A 19,667-nucleotide genomic window follows, 5' to 3' on the forward strand; every position below is an offset into this window, starting at 1 on the left:
TCAGTAAAATGAAGGGGCACCGAAACTCATATTCGGTGCCCCTTCATTATGTGTAGGTATCCTGCTTAAAACAGGTAGCGCAGGCCGAACTGGAACTGGCGCGGGGGCGCGGCATTTTTCTGGAGGATACCTGCCGATGGGGGACCAACCTGAATCTGATTGCTCTGGGTGGCGTTGTTCGAATACCCACTCAGGTTCACCGTGTTGAGCACGTTAAAGGCATCAGCGCGGATCTCGAGTCGGCCGCGGCCGCCAACCGGCAGCTGATACTGAACACTGGCGTCGATTGTTTCGGACCAGGGCAGGCGGTCGCTGTTGCGCGATTCGCCGGGCTGCCGGTCGCTGTTACCCTGGTAGGCATCTCCAAACGAGCCACCGTCGCCGTTGAGGTCGTTGGTGAACCGGCGCGCGCCACCTACCAGGACGGGCGACAAGCGGCTGTTGACCAGGTAATATTGCGACGCGTCGGGAATCCGGTTGATGGGCTGGCCACTCTGGATCAGGGCGGCTACCGTCAGAGTCAGATTTTTGAGGGGGTAGACGTTAACGATACCGTTGATGATATGCCGGCGATCGTTGACCGACGGGCCCCACTCGGCCGCGAAATTGTTGGCATCCTGCGCCCGGAAATTGATATCTTCCGTATTGTTCCGCAGCGACGACAGCGTATAAATCAGGCGGTAGGCCAGCGGACCCGTACCCCGGTCTTTCTGGAAATTGAAGCTCAGCGCGTAGTATTCTGACTCGCCGGCGGTTTCGGTCACCACGATACTTTTAGCCCCGCCCGCCAGCCGCTGGCCGTTGATCGATACGAACTGAGCCCCACCGGCGCCCGTATACACCGGAATAGGCCGTGTCGAGTCGGCGGTGGCCGAAGACCGGGCAATACCAAGCTGGCCACTCAGGCTATAATCCCAGGGGGCGGGGGCGTTCAGGTTGCGGGTCCGGAAGAGGTTGTAGCCGTGGTTGTACACCGCATCGACGTAGAACAAGGTGTTGCTGTTGATCTGGTACTGATAACCGATCGACGTCTGAACGGTGTACGGGTTCTGGTAGCCGTTCGGGTTCAGAATCCGGTTTTCGCCCCCGTTGAAGGTGTTACGCTGTCCCGCAAACGACTCGGCCGAAGGGCCCTGCAGGTAACGAACCGGCGTGCCCCCGCTGCTGGTGCCCCCCACCGACAGGTTGCCGTCGTAGGTGATGCGGTCCAGGCTGGTCGATGCAGGCAGAATACCGGTATCAATCAGGGCCTGTAGTTGGCGCCGGTAATCGGTCGACGTGTTGTTCTGAGCCAGTGCGTCGCTGTAAATCGTGTACAGAATCTTGTCGTAGAAAAGACCTACGCCACCGCGCAGGCTGCTGCGGGGGCTGAGTTTGTAGTTGGCACTGAAGCGAGGAGCCAGGTTGTTGAAATCGCCGGAAGCCGCCCCGCCTTTCGACAGGTTGTCGTAGTCGTAGCGCAGGCCCAGCGTCAGGTTCAGCTTGTCACTGACCGACCACTGGTCTTCGAGGTACCCGCTCAGAATATTCTGGGTTTTGCCGAACGAGTTGGGACGTAGTTCAACCGAATAGCCCAGCACCGTCACATCGGCCGGAATGTCGGACGGGCTGAGGGAAGCGCCGAGGTTACGGCTCCGCAGCGCGTCGAGCTGGGGCTGGGTTAGCCGAACGGTGTAGCTACCGTTGGGGTTACCTCCCCCAAACAGCGAATGAGTACCGCTGATCAGCTCCACACCGGCCCGAATGGTGTGGTTGCCCCGGTAAAGCGTAAGTTTCTGCTGCACCTGGAAGGTATTTTCGAGTTCGTCGAACAGGTAGCCCGGATGCCCCAGCTGAGCAATGTCGACACCCTGCGGATCGCGTACGGTAACGCTCGGGCTATTGGGGTTGAGCGCCCGAGCGTAGTTCCAGCGAAAACGGGCGTACTGCAGGTTCGTCTCGGACGTGAACCGGTCGGTCGTGTAGATGTTTTTGTTGGCAATGGTGATCGAGTTGCGGTCCTGCGCGTTGGCTGCCGACGGGAAGGCATTACCGCCGGTTAGCCCGCCTGCCTGACGGCCAATGGCCACAATACCGACGTTGGCGCGCAGCGACGAGTGAAACTTGCTGCTCCAGAACTGGTCGAGTTTACCCGAGATCAGATCGAACTGGTTGGTACCGCGAATGGTCTGGTTAACGCCCAGCGCCGGTGCCGTCAGCAGGTTGTCTTTTACGTCGGTGGTGTGTTCGTAGTTGAGGTAGTAGAAGGTTTTGTTCTTCACCAGCGCCCCGCCGATGCCGAAACCACCCTGGAACCGCTGAAACCCATCTTTAACCTGATTACCCGACAGATCACGCTGTGCATAGGCCGAGGGCGAATCGGTAAGTCGGCCGGGCCGCGACAGCAGGAATACCTCGCCCGTGGTTTCGTTGCTGCCCGAGCGGGTTGTCAGGTTGATAATGCCGTTGCCGGTGTTACCGAACTCGACGGTGTAGTTGTTGGTCAGCACCGAGATGTTACGTACGAAGCCAACGGGCATGGCAAAGCGCTGGCCACCCAGAAACCGCTCGTTGTTATCCTGCCCGTCGATGAGGTAGTTGTTGAACAGGCCGTTGGCGCCGTTGATGCTGACGTTGGGAGCCTCGGGAAAGAATCCCGTTGCCTGGCTGACGTTTGGCAGACGGTACAGCACCCGGGTGATGTCGCGCCCTTCGACCGGCAGCTCCTGCACCTTCTGAATGACCATCTCCGACGATACTTCGGCATTGACGGTGTTGATCCGCGAGGTGCTTGTGCTGCGAACCACCACCTCGTTCAGCGTTTGTTCGGTTCGGGTGGGGAGCAGCAGCGTTACCGATCGGCGGCCGTTGGTGCGGAGTTCGATATTGTCGGACGAGGTTTCGAGGTAGTTTGCATCGTCGCGGGTGAAAACGCGGTAGCTGCCGTTGAGGGGCAGGGCTCTGAACTGAATTTTACCCTGCGCATTGGTAATGCCGGAGGTCGACAGGCCAATGGCCCTGTTCTCGAGGTAGACCGTAGCGCCTTCGACCGGCGTTTGTCGGGTCAGCTGAAGAACCGTAATGTCCAGATCCGTTTGGGCCAGTAACGTTGAGCAGGTGCCCAGCAGGAGCACGAGTGTGTAGAGTACTTGTTTCATGAATGAATTGGTAGACAATAAACGAAAACAGCCTGCCTTACTAAGCAGGGGCATCAGCGCACGCAGCCGGGTTAGCCAGACACGTGTCGGTTTGAGCAGACCGATTACGAATCGATCCGAAAAATGAGCAGGAAGAGGACGCAGCGCGTCAGGCGACGAGGGGCGGAGCGCGGCCCGACGAGGGGTCTGTAGCCAGTGCCAGGCCGGAGCCGCAGCGCCCGGAACAGGCGGCCGTTCGGGTGGGCGACAGGGCTTGTCGGATGGTGTTGAGCAGGCGACTGGCAACCTGCCCCGTCCATCGAATCCGGATAATGTCGGCGGAGTTGTTCAGGTCGGTCCGGACGGGCAATTCCAGCAGTGCGGTATCCTGCGACGAAACGAACTGCCGCAGCGCGTCGGCCAGCTGACTGGTTTGCCAGGGTAGTTGAGCTACCGCATCGGCCTTAAATCGGGTCTGGTCAAAACCAACCAGGTAGAGCCCGCCCCGGCGGTCGGGACCGGCCGGCAGCTGACCCGCAGCCAGCGCGTTGGCAGCCCGGCGCAGATCAGCGGGTGAGAGGTCGGGGCAGTCGTTTCCTACGCAGATGACTCGGTCGTAGCCGAGCGCAAAAGCCGCCGAAACGGCCGAGCTGAGCTGGGTGCCGAACGAGCCCTGGTGGTCGATGAGCTGATCGGAAGAGAGCAGCGGAAGCCCCGCAGCCAGCGCCTTTTGCTCGACTAACCGACGCATGGCACGCCAGGTCGACAGGCTGGCTACTGACTTGCGACCGGCCTCGTGCGAATCGGGGAGCGCAATCAGTAAAACGACCGTCGACGGATGGAGCAACTGCATAGATTATTGACAAACAGCGAACGGCTCGATTACCCGGCCGTTCCTGCGTATTAACTAAACGTACGAAAAGGCCCGACGGTTGGTTTTATCAGCAGTCGTCGGGCGGTGATTCTCTACATATTTCGGCGGTACTTGCCCCCTACGGCGTACAGAGCGTTGCTGAGCTGACCCAGCGAACAAACTTTGGCGGCCTCCATCAGGCTCTCGAACAGGTTTCCGTTGGCCAGGGCCGTAGCCTGCAGGTTGGCCAGGGCTACCTCGGCTTCGGCGCGATGGCGCTCCTGAAAGGTCCGGCAGTTGTCGACCTGGCTGCGTTTTTCGTCGTCGGTGCTGCGGATCACTTCGGCCGGCACGATGGTGGGCGAGCCGTTGGGATCGAGGAAGGTGTTGACCCCCACAATGGGCAGGTCGCCGTTGTGTTTCAGGGTTTCGTAGTACATCGATTCTTCCTGAATCTTGCTGCGCTGGTACATCCGTTCCATCGCACCCAGCACCCCTCCGCGTTCGTTAATGGCCAGAAATTCCTGATAGACGGCTTCCTCGACCAGGTCCGTGAGCTCTTCAACAACGAACGAACCCTGCAGCGGGTTTTCGTTTTTTGTCAGGCCGAATTCGCGATTAATGACAAGCTGGATGGCCATGGCCCGCCGAACCGATTCTTCGGTAGGAGTCGTGATGGCTTCGTCGTAGGCGTTCGTATGCAGCGAGTTGGTGTTGTCGTAAATCGCGAGCAGGGCCTGCAGGGTGGTGCGGATATCGTTGAACGCAATCTCCTGCGCGTGCAGACTCCGGCCCGAAGTCTGGATATGGTACTTCAGCTTCTGGCTTCGGTCGTTGCCCCGGTACTTGTGCTTCATCGCCTTCGCCCAGATGCGCCGGGCTACCCGACCCAGCACGGTATATTCGGGGTCCATGCCGTTGGAAAAAAAGAACGACAGGTTGGGCGCAAAATCGTCGACCCGCATACCCCGGCTGAGGTAATATTCAACAAACGTGAAGCCGTTAGAAAGCGTAAAGGCCAGCTGCGAGATCGGGTTGGCGCCTGCTTCGGCAATGTGGTAGCCCGAAATCGACACCGAATAAAAATTCTGGACGCGGTTGTCGGCGAAGTACTGCTGAATATCGCCCATCATTTTGAGCGCAAATTCAGTCGAGAAGATGCAGGTATTCTGGGCCTGGTCTTCTTTCAGAATGTCGGCCTGTACGGTGCCCCGGACTTTGCGCAGGGTGTCGGCTTTGATTTGCTCATAGACCTCGCGCGGCAGCACCCGGTCGCCGGTGGTGCCCAGCAGGCCCAGTCCCAGCCCGTTATTACCTTCGGGCAGGGGGCCGTTGTAGGCCGGAGCGTCTGATGCGGGTTGCCGGTTTTCTTCGTTGTTGGCCAGCCATTTTTCGCACTGTTGGTCGATGGCTGCGTTGAGGAAGAAAGCCAGCAGCATGGGCGCGGGGCCGTTGATGGTCATCGAGACGCTGGTGGCCGGGTCGCAGAGGTCGAAGCCCGAGTAGAGTTTTTTGGCATCGTCGAGGGTACAGACGCTGACGCCCGAGTTACCTACCTTGCCAAAAATATCGGGACGCAGGGCCGGGTCTTCGCCGTAGAGCGTTACGGAGTCAAAAGCAGTAGAGAGTCGTTTGGCGGGTTGCCCTTTGGAGACGTAGTGGAACCGGCGGTTGGTTCGTTCGGGCCCGCCTTCGCCCGCAAACATACGGGTTGGGTCTTCGCCCTCGCGCTTGAGTGGGAACACGCCGGCCGCGTAGGGAAACTCGCCCGGTACATTTTCGGTCAGCAGCCAGCGCAGCACATCCCCCCAGTCGTGGTACTTGGGCAGGCTGACCTTCGGTATTTTCAGGTGCGACAGGGTTTCGGTATACAGCGGCTGCCGGATCACGTTGTCGCGGACTTTGAATTCGTAAACGTCGGCCGTATACCGTTGCTGCATGGCGGGCCACTGCTGTAGCCAGTGACGACAGTCAGGATGAAGGCGCGCTTCGAGTTCGGTATACAGTTTTTGGAGTTCAGCATGTATCGACACCCTGTCCGTGGTCGCAGACCCGGACAGGGTGCGGAGGACGCCGTCAATCTGGTAGAGCTGGCGGGCGAGGGCTGTCTGTTCGTTCACGAAGGCGTCGTAACGGCGGCTCTCTTCCACAATTTCGGCCAGGTACCGCACCCGGTCCGGGGGGATAATGGCCTGGGGGGGGGCCGGGGTTGTTCCCTGACCTGCTGCGTTGCTCGCGACGGTTACCGGCGGAAGGCCCAGCGTTTCCATCAGCCGATCGAACAGGGCGTTCATGCCCGGGTCGTTGAACTGCGAGGCTATCGTGCCCAGAATAGGCAGCGCATCGTCGGCCGTGTCCCAGAGGTTATGATTTCGGCGGTATTGCTTGCGCACGTCGCGCAGGGCGTCGAGCGAGCCGCGTTTGTCGAATTTGTTGATGGCGATAACGTCGGCGAAGTCGAGCATGTCGATCTTCTCCAGCTGCGTCGCTGCGCCGTACTCGGCCGTCATCACGTATAACGTTTTGTCGGCATGTTCGGTGATTTCGGTGTCGGACTGCCCGATGCCCGACGTTTCGACGATGATCAGGTCAAAACGGGCGGCTTTGCAGACGTCGATGGCGTCCTGCACGTGGCGGCTCAGCGCCAGATTCGACTGCCGCGTGGCCAGCGACCGCATGTAGACGCGTGGGTTATGGATGGTATTCATCCGAATCCGGTCGCCGAGCAGGGCCCCGCCGGTTTTTCGCTTCGAGGGGTCGACCGAAATAATGGCCAGTGTTTTGTCGGGGTAGGTGCGCAGGTAGCGCAGCACCAGTTCATCGACCAATGACGACTTGCCGGCTCCGCCCGTACCCGTAATGCCCAGCACCGGCGGGTTAGGCAGGGTGCCATCCAGTTGCTGAGCCGCGAAGGCTGGTCCGCCGGGCCGTTGCTTCTCCGTGGCTCGTTCGTTCTCGGCCGTGGTGATCAGCCTGGGAATGGCGTGGACGTCGATGGGGTTGGTGGTGGGCAGCGGGGGGAGCTCGAAATCGCACTGCAGCAGCAGGTCGTTGATCATCCCCTGCAGTCCCATGGCCCGGCCATCGTCGGGGCTGTAAATGCGGGTGATCCCATAGGCGTGCAGCTCGTCGATCTCCGAGGGCAGAATGGTACCACCCCCTCCGCCAAAAATCCGGATATGACCCGCCCCACGTTCGTTCAGCAGGTCATACATGTACTTGAAAAACTCGAGGTGGCCCCCCTGATAGCTGGTTACGGCAATGCCTTGCACGTCTTCCTGAATGGCACAATCGACAATTTCGGCAACGGATCGGTTATGGCCGAGGTGAATGACCTCGGCGCCCGACGCCTGCATCAGCCGACGCATGAGATTGATGGCCGCATCGTGGCCATCGAAGAGCGACGCAGCCGTGACGATGCGAATTTTATGGGTCCAGCCGGTTTCGGGCTGGGACTGGGGTTTAGCGGGAGTAGCAATCATATTGATGAAGGGAATAAGGCGGAGGTGAGTAGGCTGATCATGGCGGAGCAGACCGGACCCGTTGTCGAAATCGCCTGCCTGCCGTCGGCTGGTCTGCCTCTCTTCTCCTTTTTTGCCAAAGTTACTAAAGCAATCGGGAATGGGTTTCATCCCATCGTTGCGGCTGTTTGTCCCATCTTCGCCCGACTTGTTCCCATTTTGTTGGCAGAGCCTGTTTGTCTGTCGTAGCTTTGGTTCAACCAAACAGACAAACGCCTGCCAATCTCATGAAAAAACAATTGATCGCCGGTCTGCTGCTGGCCGGAACACTCATCGGCACAACGAATGCACAGGATAAAGCTTTACTCTACGAAGTAACAGGAAATGGCCTCAGCCAGCCGTCCTATCTGTACGGCACTTTTCATCTGGTCTGCCCCACGGACCTGAACATCACCGAGGCTACCAAAAAAGCCATTGGCGACGCCCAGCAGGTTTATCTCGAACTGGACATGGATGATCCGGCCATGATGGGCCAGATGCAGAAGGCCATGATGATGCCCAATGGGAAAAACATCAAGGACATGCTCAAGCCCGACGATTATACGGTGCTGGATACCTACCTTAAGCAGAAGATGAATGTGAGTCTGACGCAGGTGGGGGCCTTTAAACCCATTGGGCTAATGTCACTCATGTACATGACCGTACTGCCCTGCCAGCCCGCTTCCTACGACCTGACGTTTGCGCAGATGGCCGGTAAGGACAAGAAAGAAGTGCTGGGACTCGAGTCGCTGGAGGCTCAGCTGGCGGCACTGGATAAAATTCCGGAGGAAGAGCAGTTGAAAGGCCTGGTCGATATGGCCAGAAAGCCCGAGGAGGCAAAAAAAGAGTTTATGAGTCTGCTCGATGCGTACAAAGCCCGCGATATTGCCAGGCTGATGAATATGGTCAAAACCAGCCAGTTCAGCAGCAATTCCGTTGAGTTTGAAGATAAGCTGCTGAACGAACGGAATGCCAACTGGATACCCGTCATCGAGAAGGCCGCCAAAGACAAGCCAACCTTCTTTGCATTCGGTGCCGGCCACCTCGGTAACGATAAAGGTGTCGTGAACCTGCTCCGCCAGAAAGGCTACACCGTTCGGGCGGTCGAATAAACCAGGAAGACATTCGGTCCTCATCCGCTATAGACCTGAAAACTCAGCTGTCGTGGATGAGGGCCGATGAACGTTCTGGCGGGGATACAGGTCCGGGTGAATTCCCGTTTTTTTATTTTTTGAACGCCAGCGCTTTTACGGGCTGAATGCGGTTAATGACGAAAGTTGGTAGCCAGAGCACAAGGGCAATCAACAGGACGGTAGCGCCGTTCAGCGCCAGAATAGTAGGCCAGTCCCAGGCGATGGGTACGTGGTTGACGAAGTAATTTTTAGGGTCGAGCGGGATGAGCTGGTACCGGTACTGGAGGAAACAGAAGGCCAGCCCGACAGCGTTACCGATCAGCAGTCCCCAGCCCACCATATTGAGGCCGACGTAGAGAAACACCTTCCGGATCAGGGGATCATCGCCCCCCAGCGCCTTCAGCAGACCAATCATCGGCGTACGCTCCATCATCAGCACCAGCAACACCGAGATCATATTGAACGAGGCTACAAATGTGACCAGCGCCAGCAGAATGACCATATTCCGGTCGAGGAGAACCATCCAGTCAAACAAGGGGCGGTACTGATCGGTAACGCGGGTAACGCGCATATCGGGCGTTGTCTGGTCGAAAACGGCGTTGCGGGTCGCTTCGAGCTGGTCGAAGTCCTTTACAAAAATTTCGTAACTGCCCACCGAGTCGGCCCCCCAGCCGTTGAGCCGCTGTACCAGCCGGATATCGCCGATGGCAATAGTCTTGTCGACCTCTTCGAGTCCCGTATCGTAGATGCCGACGACGGTCATGCTGCGGGCTCGGGGCGGGTTGCCCAGAAAATACATCGGTACTTTCTGCCCAACGGAAAGGCGCAGCTGCCGCGCCATGTACTGGCTGATAAGAAGCTGGGTGCTACCGTTGCCTGTATCGGCCCCCACAACCGGCACGGTACCGGCTACGAGCGATTCGCGCACCAGGTCCCAGCGATAATCGCGGCCGACGCCTTTCAGGATAACCCCCGCCAAGTCTTCTTTAGTCTTCAGAATACCGGCTTTCAGCGCCACCGCCTGCATATACTGAACGCCCGGGATGGGGTCTCGCTGCTGGTACAACGCCGTATTGATCGGCAGGGGCGACTCCTCGTACGAGAAATTATTGGTGAATTTAGACACCTGCAGATGCGCCCCGAACAGGAATATCTTCTGCTGAATGGTGCGTTTGTAGCCGAACAGGATCGCGAAGGCAATAATCAGAATGGCCAGCCCCAGCGCAATGCTGGCTACGCCTACCCGCGTTACCGTTGCCGAAAAAGAGCCGATCGGGGCGTGGCGTACCTTGCGGGCCAGAAAAACAGGAACGTTCAAAGCGATGGTTACTCGTTCATAAATTACCCTCCGATGGGTAACTTGGCAGATAACGACAAAACTACGCTTTTTGCCTGTTCCGGCCGACATAGCCCGGCTCCGGTTATGAACTAACCCGGTCGGTGCGTATTTTTAGCGACTAAACCACAAGATGTAATGGGTTTGTATGCCCGACTTTTTTGGCTGATCGTGCTGGTCGGTGGTTTCGGTTTCGCCCACGCCCAATCCCCCATTCAGATCGACAGTCTGCCCGACAACGGGCTTCTCCTTAGATCGGGCTGGCGGTGGCATCCGGGCGATCAGGCCATATGGGCCAGTCCTGACTTCGACGACCGCCGATGGAGCCCCATTCACCCAATCCAGTCCATTGATGAACTGCCCGACTTTCAGCGCTCACCCCTGGGCTGGCTGCGGATTACGGTCAACCTGGATGCTGCCGTCGTTGGTCAGTCGGTGTCGATGGAGCTGAACCAGTACGGTGCGTCTGAACTGTATCTGGATGGCAAGTTGCTGGTAAGGCTGGGGCGCGTCGGGAAAAACTACGCGCAGCAGCGGTCCTACACGCCCGCTACCTGGGAGCGATACCTGCTGCCGCCGTTGACGGCTGGTCGGCACGTCATAGCCGTACGCTTATCCCAGCACAGGCCACCCGGCTACGTGCCTCGTTTGTATTACCAGAGTTTGCCGATTTTTTTTCTGAAGCTGGTGCGGACCGAGACGACTACCAGCGAGGTAGCCGAGCAACTGTTTGCGGCCACCCTGACGAACTACATGCTGGTCGGGATATTTTTCATGCTGGGCGCCATCCATTTTCTATACTTCTATTACCGGCGTCAGCGCATCAACCTGATCTTTGGATTGACGGCCGCTTCCTGTTCGCTGTTCATTGCCCTGCTTACCTCGCTGGGCGTGGTTACCAATCTGGAAGCCGCAGAGTGGATGTCGCTGGCGGGGAATCTGATGATCACGTTGTTCATGACCCTGTTGCTGGCTATTTACTATGTGTACCTGGGGTACCGGTTGTCGTGGCTGTTCTGGCTGATAGCGGTTGGTCTATTCGTATCACGGCTGTTGCTGCATTACACTGACTACACAACGCTGGGGAGCCGCCTGTATAGTGGGGCGGTGGTGCTGCTGTTCATCGACGGGCTGCGGGTCAGTATCCGGGCCAACCGGGCCGGTCGACCCAATGCGCGGCTGGTGCTAGGTAGCTCGCTGGCCCTGCTGCTGATTCTGGTTGTGGGCGGGTTTGCCAGCGGCTGGCTCAGTGAGGAGTATCCGACCTATGCCGCCTATTGGGGAAACGCCACCAATCTGCTGTTTTTTGTGGTGCTTCCGATCAGCTTTGCCATTATACTGGCGCGCGAATACGCGCAGACCAACCGCAGCCTCGAGGCCCGGCTGGATGAAGTTGAACAGCTGTCGGCCGAGAAAGAGAGCATACTCAAAAGCCAGAACGAAACGCTGGAACGGCAGGTGGCCGACCGTACTGCTGAACTGCGGCAGTCGCTGGCCGAACTGCGAAGTACCCAGCAACAGCTGGTTCAGCGCGAGAAAATGGCCAGCCTTGGCGAGCTGACGGCCGGCATCGCTCACGAAATCCAGAACCCGCTCAACTTCGTCAACAACTTCGCCGAGGTATCGGGCGAACTGGTTACTGAACTGGAAGAAGAACGAGCCAAAGAGCCGCATCAACGCGACGACGACCTGGAGGCTGAACTGCTGGCCGACCTCCGGCAAAATCTGGCCAAAATCAACCAGCATGGTGGTCGGGCGTCGGGCATTGTGCGCAGTATGCTCGACCATGCCCGTAACAATACCGGCCAGCCCGCCCTGACCAATCTGAACGCGCTGGCCGACGAATACCTGAAGCTGTCGTATCACGGCTTGCGGGCGGCCCATAAAGACTTCAACGCTCAGCTCATCGTCGATCTGCAACCAGATCTGCCTTCGGTAGCGGTGGTGCCGCAGGAGGTGGGGCGGGTACTGCTTAACCTCTTCAATAACGCTTTTCATGCGGTGCGGGAACGACAGCTGCAGAGCCCGGTCGGCTACCAGCCCGCCGTTACCGTTCAGACCCGGCAGGTGGCCGATCGGGTCGAGATACGGGTGAGCGACAACGGGACGGGGGTGCCCAGCGAGGCCGCACAGAAGATTTTTCAGCCTTTTTTTACCACTAAACCAACCGGCCAGGGCACCGGACTTGGGCTGTCAATCAGCTATGATATCATCACAAAAGGGTACGGGGGCGTTCTATCGTTAGAATCTACTTCGGCCAGCGGTACTACCTTTGTTATTCAGCTACCCATTCAGCAACGGCCGGGTGCTGATCAGCATACCGATTAATTTCTGATTTGTTATGAATCCAATCTCCATTCGTTCGTGCATCGTCTCCGCGGTTTGTACACTCTTAGTCATTGTCAGTCAGGCGGTGCAGGCCCAACCCGTTACCGGAGCCTCGCAACTGCCGCTGTACCTGCCCGCCCTGCAGGGAAAACGGGTGGGACTGGTCGTTAACCATACTTCAACGATTGGGCGTACCCATCTGGTCGATACGCTTCTGGCGCGGGGCATCAGCATAAAAACCATTTTTGCGCCGGAACATGGCTTTCGCGGGCAGGCTACCGATGGCGAAGAGATTAGCAGTGGGCGCGATTCGCGTACGGGGATCTACATCACCTCGCTCTACGGCAAGAATCGCAAGCCAACGCCCGAGCAAATGGATTCGCTGGATGTGATCCTGTTCGATATCCAGGATGTCGGTACCCGTTTCTATACCTATATCAGCACCATGCATTACGTGATGGAAGCCTGCGCCGAAACCCGTAAGCCCATGATCGTGCTGGACCGCCCCAACCCAAACGGGCATTACATCGATGGCCCGGTACTCGACCCCAAGTTCAAGTCGTTTGTTGGTATGCACCCTATTCCGGTCGTTCATGGGCTGACCATCGGTGAACTGGCGCGTATGATCAACGGAGAAGGCTGGCTCGGGCCCGGCCGGATCGCTCCGCTGACGGTTATTCCCGTAAAAAACTACACCCACAAAACGCCCTACGTGCTGCCCATACCCCCGTCGCCCAACCTGCCTAACCAGCAGTCGGTGCTGCTGTATCCCTCACTCTGTTTTTTTGAAGGAACGGTGGTGAGCATTGGCCGGGGTACCGACAAGCAGTTTCAGGTGATTGGCTCGCCTGTTACCAAATACGGCCCCTATACGTTTACCCCCGTCGATAAGCCCGGTGCCATGAACCCACCCCAGGAAGGTAAACTCTGCTACGGCCTCGATCTGTCGACCGTACCGGTGTCGCGGCAGAGCCTGGTGCTGACATACCTTATCGATTTCTACAAACGGGCTACGGACAAGACCAGCTTTTTTCTGGCCACGAACTATATCGATAAGCTGGCGGGTACCGATCAGCTGCGACTGCAACTGCAAACGAGCGTCCCGGAGAGCCAAATTCGGAAGAGCTGGCAGCCGTCACTTAATGCTTATAAGTTAATCAGGAAAAAATACCTGCTTTATCCGTAGATACAGCTGAGCCGCCAATCGAATCGACAGACTCTCACGTATATACGTCATGTAACTTACTGAATCGGTTAGGTTAAAATAGTTGGCAGCAGTCTATTATGTGTACGGGCATCTAATTAGATTTGCGTTTTACTTACCGTCATCTTGTGAAGTCCTTACGTATTGTCGCTTTCTTTCTGGGATTCTTCCCTGTCATGGTTCAGGCGCAGTCTGTCGTCCTGGACCAATGGCCCACACCACTTCAGCTCTATCCCCGCGATCAGTCCAGTCAGTGTGCCGTAACCATCAGTGGGCGTATTCCGATCGGGAGCGCCAGCGCCGTTTCTCTGGTTGTTCATCGAAACCAGACCCTGTATCAGCATAACCGGGTTGCTGTCGACTCGCTGACGGGGCGGTTCGCCTTCAAGCCTGTCATCAAAGCTGAGCTGAGTGAGTATCGATTCTCCCTGTTCGTGCACCCGTCGGCCGGTGATTCGGTGCGGGTCGCTGTTCGTGACAGCATCGTCTGTGGCGATGTATATCTGGTCATGGGCCAGTCGAATGCGGTGGGGCGGTTCGATAACAACGCCTACCGGAGTGAGTTCTGCCGGACATTTGGTGTCAATCGGGGCGATGTGCCCTATAACCCGGCCGATACAGCCTGGAGCCTGTCGAACACGACGGAAGGCAATAACGCGCTGTGGGGTGTTGAACTCCAGCGCCTGATCGCCCAGCAGCAGGGTATCCCCACCGCTGTCATCAACGGCGCTGCGGGGTCTACCTCCATCAACAGCCACGTGATTCGGGATGCGACCCAGCCCACCAATCTGAATACGCTCTATGGCCGGTTGCTGTACCGGGCTACTAAAGCGGGCGTGGCCGGTCAGGTTCGGGCCATGATCTGGCGGCAGGGCGAAGCCGAAGCCGTTGGCGATCCGGACACCTACAGCCGATTGTTTCCGCAACTGTATGCGAACTGGAAGCGCGATTACCCCGGCCTGACCAGGGTGTACCACGGGCAGCTGAACCTGCTGACCGAAAATAAGATACAGGCTGGTGCCCTGCGCGATTACCAGCGCCGGTCGAAAGCTATATTTGGCGATAACGAACCTATCGCAACCGTCGGCCTGCCCAGCTACGATGGCATCCATTATGGCGAGGCCGGTTACCGGCAGTTCGGTATGGAATTGTACCGGCTGGTGGCCCGCGACCTGTACGGGGCAACCGATACCAGCAACATAGCCTCGCCCAATGTGCGCAAGGTTTTTTACAGCACCCCCGAGCAGAATGAGATTACCCTGGAGTTTGAGCCGGGGCAGGTGATGCGCTGGCCCGCCGACACCACTATTGTCAATACGATAAACGGCGCGCGCTACAGCCAGAGCCTCCGCAATTTTGTGTATACCGATTACCCATCCGGCGAGTCGAACGTTGTACAATCGGTAACGGAACAGGGTAACCGGCTTGTACTGAAACTGACCAAGTCCGTCAACGCCAAAAACCTGACCTATCTGCCGTCGTCGTACCGGGATCTGGAAGTAGGCTATTACGTTGGCCCTACCATCCGAAACCAGCGGGGTATGCGGGCGCTGACCTTTTTCCAGGTTCCCATTGCGGCTCAGCTGCCCGGCGCTCAGGGGCTGCAGGCCGTGCCGATCGACACGATGGCAATTCGGCTGGCCTGGAAGTCACCCTCGGCCGCTATTACTCAGTGGGTGCTGGAGCGGGCCGATACCAGCGGGCGGTTTCAGGTGCTGGCTACGCTGCCCGGTTCGGCTACCAGTTACCTCGATCTGCGGCAGACCTCACCACTCAGGCCCATGCGCATCGGCGCCATCTACCAGTATCGGATACGGGCCGTGAATCAAGAGGCCGAGTCGGCCTACTCGGCCGTAGTTACGGCGTCGCTCCAGCTTATTCTATCCATAAAACAGGAGTTGCCGGTAGACCAGCCCGCGGTTGATACCACCTTCGTTCAGACTGCCATGCTGATTCCGAACCCCGCCAGCGACCAGGTTCGGCTTAAGCTGCCGCCCGACTGGTCGGGCGATACGGTTTCGCTGCTGGTCACGAATGAGTCGGGTCGCGTCGTTCTGTCGCGCTCGGATCGGGTGCCGGCCGGGGCCTCGTCGATGCCGTTTTCGGTGGCAGCCTTACCGGTAGGACCTTACCTGATTACCGCCCAGTATCGGGGGGGCGGGCTGCGCTGCCGGCTGATTGTGGTTCGCTGATGATCGGTTCGAAATAGGTGCAGCGGGGGGCGATTGCTGGTTTTTAGGTCAGCGTATTGAAAAATGCCCTACCTTTGTGCTTTAGAGACCAATCCATGGCCACCGAACAGATTCTGATTCTGGATTTCGGTTCGCAATACACCCAACTCATCGCCCGCCGGGTCCGCGAACTGAACGTTTACTGCGAAATCCATCCTTACAACAACATTCCAACCATCAGCCCGGATGTAAAGGGCGTCATCCTGTCGGGGAGTCCGTCGTCCGTGCGCGATGCCGACTCGCCTGATGTTCATCTGGCTGCATTTCGCCACAAGCTGCCCGTTCTTGGCGTTTGTTATGGCGCACAACTGCTGGCCCATACCAGCGGGGGCGAAGTACAGGCATCGGCCATCCGCGAATACGGGCGGGCCAAACTGGGCACCGTTAATACCGACAGTCCGCTGATGCGCGGCATCGACCAGCACTCGCAGGTCTGGATGTCGCATGCCGATACGATCACCAACGTTCCCGATTCGTTCCGGGTCATTGCTTCAACCGACACGGTGCGGGTGGCGGCTTTCGAGGTCGAAGGCGAACCGACGTACGGCATTCAGTTTCACCCCGAAGTGACCCACTCGCTGCAGGGGAAAATGCTGCTCCACAACTTCGTTGTCGACATCTGCGGCTGTTCGCAGAACTGGACCGCCGAGTCGTTTGCCGAAACGACCATTGCTCAGCTGACCGAGAAACTGGGCGACGACAAAGTCGTACTGGGTTTGTCGGGCGGAGTCGATTCGTCGGTAGCGGCAGTGCTCATTCACCGGGCTATCGGTAAAAACCTGTACTGTATCTTCGTCGACAATGGCGTGTTGCGCAAAGACGAATTTGCGGGGGTATTGGAGTCGTACAAAACGCTTGGCCTGAACGTGAAAGGCGTTGATGCCAAAGACCGCTTTTATACAGCCCTGGCCGGCCTGACCGATCCCGAGGCCAAGCGCAAAGCCATCGGGAAAACCTTTATCGACGTGTTCGACCACGAAGCCCATCTGATCGAAGGCGTTTCGTGGCTCGGACAGGGAACCATCTACCCTGATGTGATCGAGTCGGTTTCGGTTAAAGGGCCATCGGCTACCATCAAGTCGCACCATAACGTTGGTGGTCTGCCCGACTTCATGAAACTGAAAGTGGTTGAGCCGCTCAACACCCTGTTCAAAGACGAAGTCAGAGCTGTAGGCCGCACCCTGGGTCTGCCCGATGCCATATTGGGCCGTCACCCGTTCCCCGGGCCGGGTTTGGCGATCCGTATTCTGGGCGATATTACGCCCGAGAAAGTACAGATTCTGCAGGAGGTCGACGCCCTGTTCATCAACGGACTCAAGCGGGAGGGCCTCTATGACAAAGTCTGGCAGGCAGGCGCCATGCTGCTGCCGGTGCAATCGGTAGGGGTTATGGGCGATGAGCGTACCTACGAACGAGTCGTAGCGCTGCGTGCCGTAACGAGCGTGGATGGCATGACCGCCGACTGGGCCCATCTGCCGTACGAGTTCCTGGCCGACATTTCGAACGAAATCATCAATCGCGTCAAGGGCGTAAACCGGGTCGTATATGACATTTCGTCCAAACCCCCGGCCACCATCGAGTGGGAATAAACAAACCAACCGAGAAAGCCCGGCACGATGATCGTGCCGGGCTTTCTCGGTTAAAACAATGAGTTGGCTGTAAAATTCGCTCTGAACCGCATCCGGCTTTGGTGGAGAAGCAAGTCCCTGAGAAGAAGATTCCGGAATGTAGTAATGAAGGCGGTAAGCCTACAAACACGAGTAGGGCAGGAGCAAACAGCTGACGGATGTAAAGGCATCAAGGTGATTATGACGAAGGCCGAAATGAACATCATCAAAGAGCTGCGTGATGAACGGCCCGGTCAGAGTCGCAAGATCCAATATCAGTATACGACTGAGTGATAGTAGCCATTCAGGAACAGATTGAAGGGGTGCGTCCGGATCTAAAAGGTGAACGATGTTCGTTAACACAGGAAAGGTGTACTGAAATAATCACTACTTTTTACGAAATAACAGAACAACGGGAGTCAATTAATTACCGTCTGTTTTTGTTAAGTTTGCGTACGTGTAAATATGATTCGGCTATGGTTGCTTCACAACGATTGACCAATACTCAACTGGCTTTGCTGGAGTTGTTTAGCTTCGAGATGAGCGAAGCCGAGGTGCTGGCTATGCGCCAGACGTTGATGCAGCACTTTCGAACGCGGCTGGAGGAGGAAGCCCAAAAAGCGATGCAACGTAAAGGCCTGACAACGGCTCAACTCGAAGCCCAACTAAACAGCGATAACCGTACTGAGCAGCTACGACAGATTCGGTCCGGCCAGTGAGAGTCGTGGTGGATACTAACGGCCTGCTTCAGTCAGTTCCGCGCGACGGCTCCTATCGATGGCTTTGCGATGCCTTTGCAGCTGGGGAGTTTACCTGGGTAATTAGTACCGAAATTCTGCTTGAGTACGTCGAAATGACGGCGTTCTACTTCAGCCCGGTAGCGGCTGAATTGGTCACCTCTCTTTTGTTGGCCGCTCCGAATCACCTTCGACAGGAACCCTACTTTCGGTTTGACCAAGTTAAAGACGATCCGGACGATAACAAGTTTGTGGACTGTGCAATTGCTGCTGGTGCCGACTGGCTGGTTTCCGATGACCGTCACATGCTAAACTTGCTCCAGGTGAAGGACCGGTTTCCTCCAGTGCCAATCTGTTCGTTTGCCCAATTCAGGCAACTTCTGAACCGATAGACAGCATAGTAAGTTCGAGGTGATTTTGCAGGCGGCACATGCAAGATTGTACTGAAATAATCACTACTTTTTACTGCTCCTTTCAACGGTTCAGGACGGTCTGCTTTGACCTGTCTGCCTGTATTCGCTGCCCGATACCGCGTTTTGTATTGCATAAACCGCATTTCGTGTAGCTGCTGCCGAGGGCCTTCCCCTGACCTTTGTATCGTCATTAACAAGTCAAACTATAAGACGATATGAATACGTTAACCAAAGTAGCGCTCGGTAGTCAGGGTTTACAGGTCTCCGTACAGGGCCTGGGCTGTATGGGCATGTCTGACTTCCCCGGTGGCACGATATATGGTACGCCCGACGAACGCGAAAGTATTGCCACGATTCACCGGGCCCTTGAACTCGGAGTAACCATGCTCGATACGGCAGACGTATATGGCCCCTTTACCAACGAGCAGCTGGTCGGCAAAGCCCTGGCGGGTAAACGTGATCAGGTCACGATCGCTAGTAAGTTTGGTTTCGAGGTTGACGATGCGGGCAACATTACCTACGCCTTTAATGGCAAGCCGGCCTACGTCCGAAAGTCCATTGAGCGATCACTGAAGAATCTCAAAACGGATTACATCGATCTGTATTATCTGCACCGGCTGGACCCCAACACGCCCATTGAAGATACCGTAGGGGCCATGGCTGATCTCGTGCAGGAGGGTAAGGTTCGATACGTAGGCTTGTCCGAAGTGCCCGCCGATGTTATCCGGCGGGCGCATGCGGTACACGCCATTACAGCCATCGAAAGTGAGTATTCACTTTTCGATCGGGGTGTAGAAATAACGGGGGTGCTGGCAACAACGCGGGAACTGGGTATCGGCTTTGTGGGCTACTCACCTTTAGGACGCGGATTCCTGTCCGGTGCGATCAAATCGCCGGATGATTTCGAGCCCAATGATTCACGCCGAATGTTTCCCCGCTACCAGGGCGACAACTTTTACAAGAACCTGGAGTTAGTGACTAAGCTGGAATCAATGGCCGAAACCAAGGGGGTTTCCGCTTCGCAACTGGCCCTGGCCTGGGTACTCGCTCAACAGGTAGTGGCCATCCCTGGAACCAAAAGACGGACTTACCTGGAAGCCAATGTAGCCGCTGCCGCTATCACGTTGAGCTCCTCGGAACTCAATGAACTCGATGCCATTCTGCCGGTGGGCAGCGTAGTGGGCTCCGCCTACCCCGTTTTCAGCTAAA

The 19,667-nt window shown here is 57.2% G+C and carries 12 protein-coding genes; 8 read left to right on the plus strand and 4 right to left on the minus strand.

Features of this window, described 5'->3' with window-relative positions:
• Positions 1–65: 65 nt before the first annotated feature.
• The 3 genes from FBR45_RS07355 to FBR45_RS07365 form a co-directional block, all read right to left on the minus strand.
• A complete protein-coding gene (locus FBR45_RS07355) occupies positions 66–3,137 on the minus strand; it encodes a TonB-dependent receptor (protein ID WP_138500726.1) in 3,072 nt (1,023 codons plus the stop codon).
• A gap of 148 nt (positions 3,138–3,285) precedes the next feature.
• Positions 3,286–3,969, minus strand: a complete 684-nt coding sequence (locus FBR45_RS07360; RefSeq protein ID WP_138500728.1) for a DUF2064 domain-containing protein — start codon at positions 3,967–3,969, stop codon at positions 3,286–3,288.
• A 113-nt stretch (positions 3,970–4,082) separates the two neighbouring features.
• Complete coding sequence (locus FBR45_RS07365) at positions 4,083–7,451, minus strand: methylmalonyl-CoA mutase family protein (RefSeq protein ID WP_138501994.1); 3,369 nt, start codon at positions 7,449–7,451, stop codon at positions 4,083–4,085.
• A 266-nt stretch (positions 7,452–7,717) separates the two neighbouring features.
• Between FBR45_RS07365 and FBR45_RS07370 the strand changes: the two genes are divergently transcribed.
• Positions 7,718–8,581 (plus strand): TraB/GumN family protein, encoded by an 864-nt coding sequence (locus tag FBR45_RS07370; protein WP_138500730.1) that lies wholly within the window; start codon positions 7,718–7,720, stop codon positions 8,579–8,581.
• Between the two features lie 112 nt (positions 8,582–8,693).
• Here FBR45_RS07370 and FBR45_RS07375 read toward each other — a convergent pair whose 3' ends face one another.
• Positions 8,694–9,920 (minus strand): ABC transporter permease, encoded by a 1,227-nt coding sequence (locus FBR45_RS07375; protein ID WP_138500732.1) that lies wholly within the window; start codon positions 9,918–9,920, stop codon positions 8,694–8,696.
• Between the two features lie 156 nt (positions 9,921–10,076).
• On the opposite strand from FBR45_RS07375, the gene FBR45_RS26570 reads away from it, so the two are divergent.
• The 7 genes from FBR45_RS26570 to FBR45_RS07410 all read left to right on the plus strand — a co-directional run bounded on the left by FBR45_RS26570 (position 10,077) and on the right by FBR45_RS07410 (position 19,666).
• Positions 10,077–12,266, plus strand: a complete 2,190-nt coding sequence (locus FBR45_RS26570; RefSeq protein ID WP_138500734.1) for an ATP-binding protein — start codon at positions 10,077–10,079, stop codon at positions 12,264–12,266.
• Positions 12,267–12,279: 13 nt separating this feature from the next.
• The gene (locus FBR45_RS07385) at positions 12,280–13,452 is read left to right on the plus strand and encodes an exo-beta-N-acetylmuramidase NamZ family protein (protein ID WP_138500736.1); all 1,173 of its coding nucleotides are present in this window, start codon (positions 12,280–12,282) and stop codon (positions 13,450–13,452) included.
• A 146-nt stretch (positions 13,453–13,598) separates the two neighbouring features.
• Positions 13,599–15,662 (plus strand): sialate O-acetylesterase, encoded by a 2,064-nt coding sequence (locus FBR45_RS07390; protein WP_246082138.1) that lies wholly within the window; start codon positions 13,599–13,601, stop codon positions 15,660–15,662.
• A 95-nt stretch (positions 15,663–15,757) separates the two neighbouring features.
• Positions 15,758–17,290: a glutamine-hydrolyzing GMP synthase gene (gene guaA, locus FBR45_RS07395; protein ID WP_138500738.1), complete on the plus strand. Its 1,533-nt coding sequence runs from the start codon at positions 15,758–15,760 to the stop codon at positions 17,288–17,290.
• A gap of 494 nt (positions 17,291–17,784) precedes the next feature.
• Positions 17,785–18,027 (plus strand): hypothetical protein, encoded by a 243-nt coding sequence (locus FBR45_RS07400; RefSeq protein ID WP_138500740.1) that lies wholly within the window; start codon positions 17,785–17,787, stop codon positions 18,025–18,027.
• 8 nt (positions 18,028–18,035) lie between these two features.
• A complete protein-coding gene (locus FBR45_RS07405; RefSeq protein ID WP_246082189.1) occupies positions 18,036–18,437 on the plus strand; it encodes a PIN domain-containing protein in 402 nt (133 codons plus the stop codon).
• A 236-nt stretch (positions 18,438–18,673) separates the two neighbouring features.
• Entirely contained in the window at positions 18,674–19,666 is a 993-nt protein-coding gene (locus FBR45_RS07410; protein ID WP_138500744.1) for an aldo/keto reductase, read from the plus strand.
• Position 19,667 lies beyond the last annotated feature (1 nt).

This window comes from Spirosoma lacussanchae, assembly GCF_005870035.1.
Lineage (GTDB): Bacteria > Bacteroidota > Bacteroidia > Cytophagales > Spirosomataceae > Spirosoma > Spirosoma lacussanchae.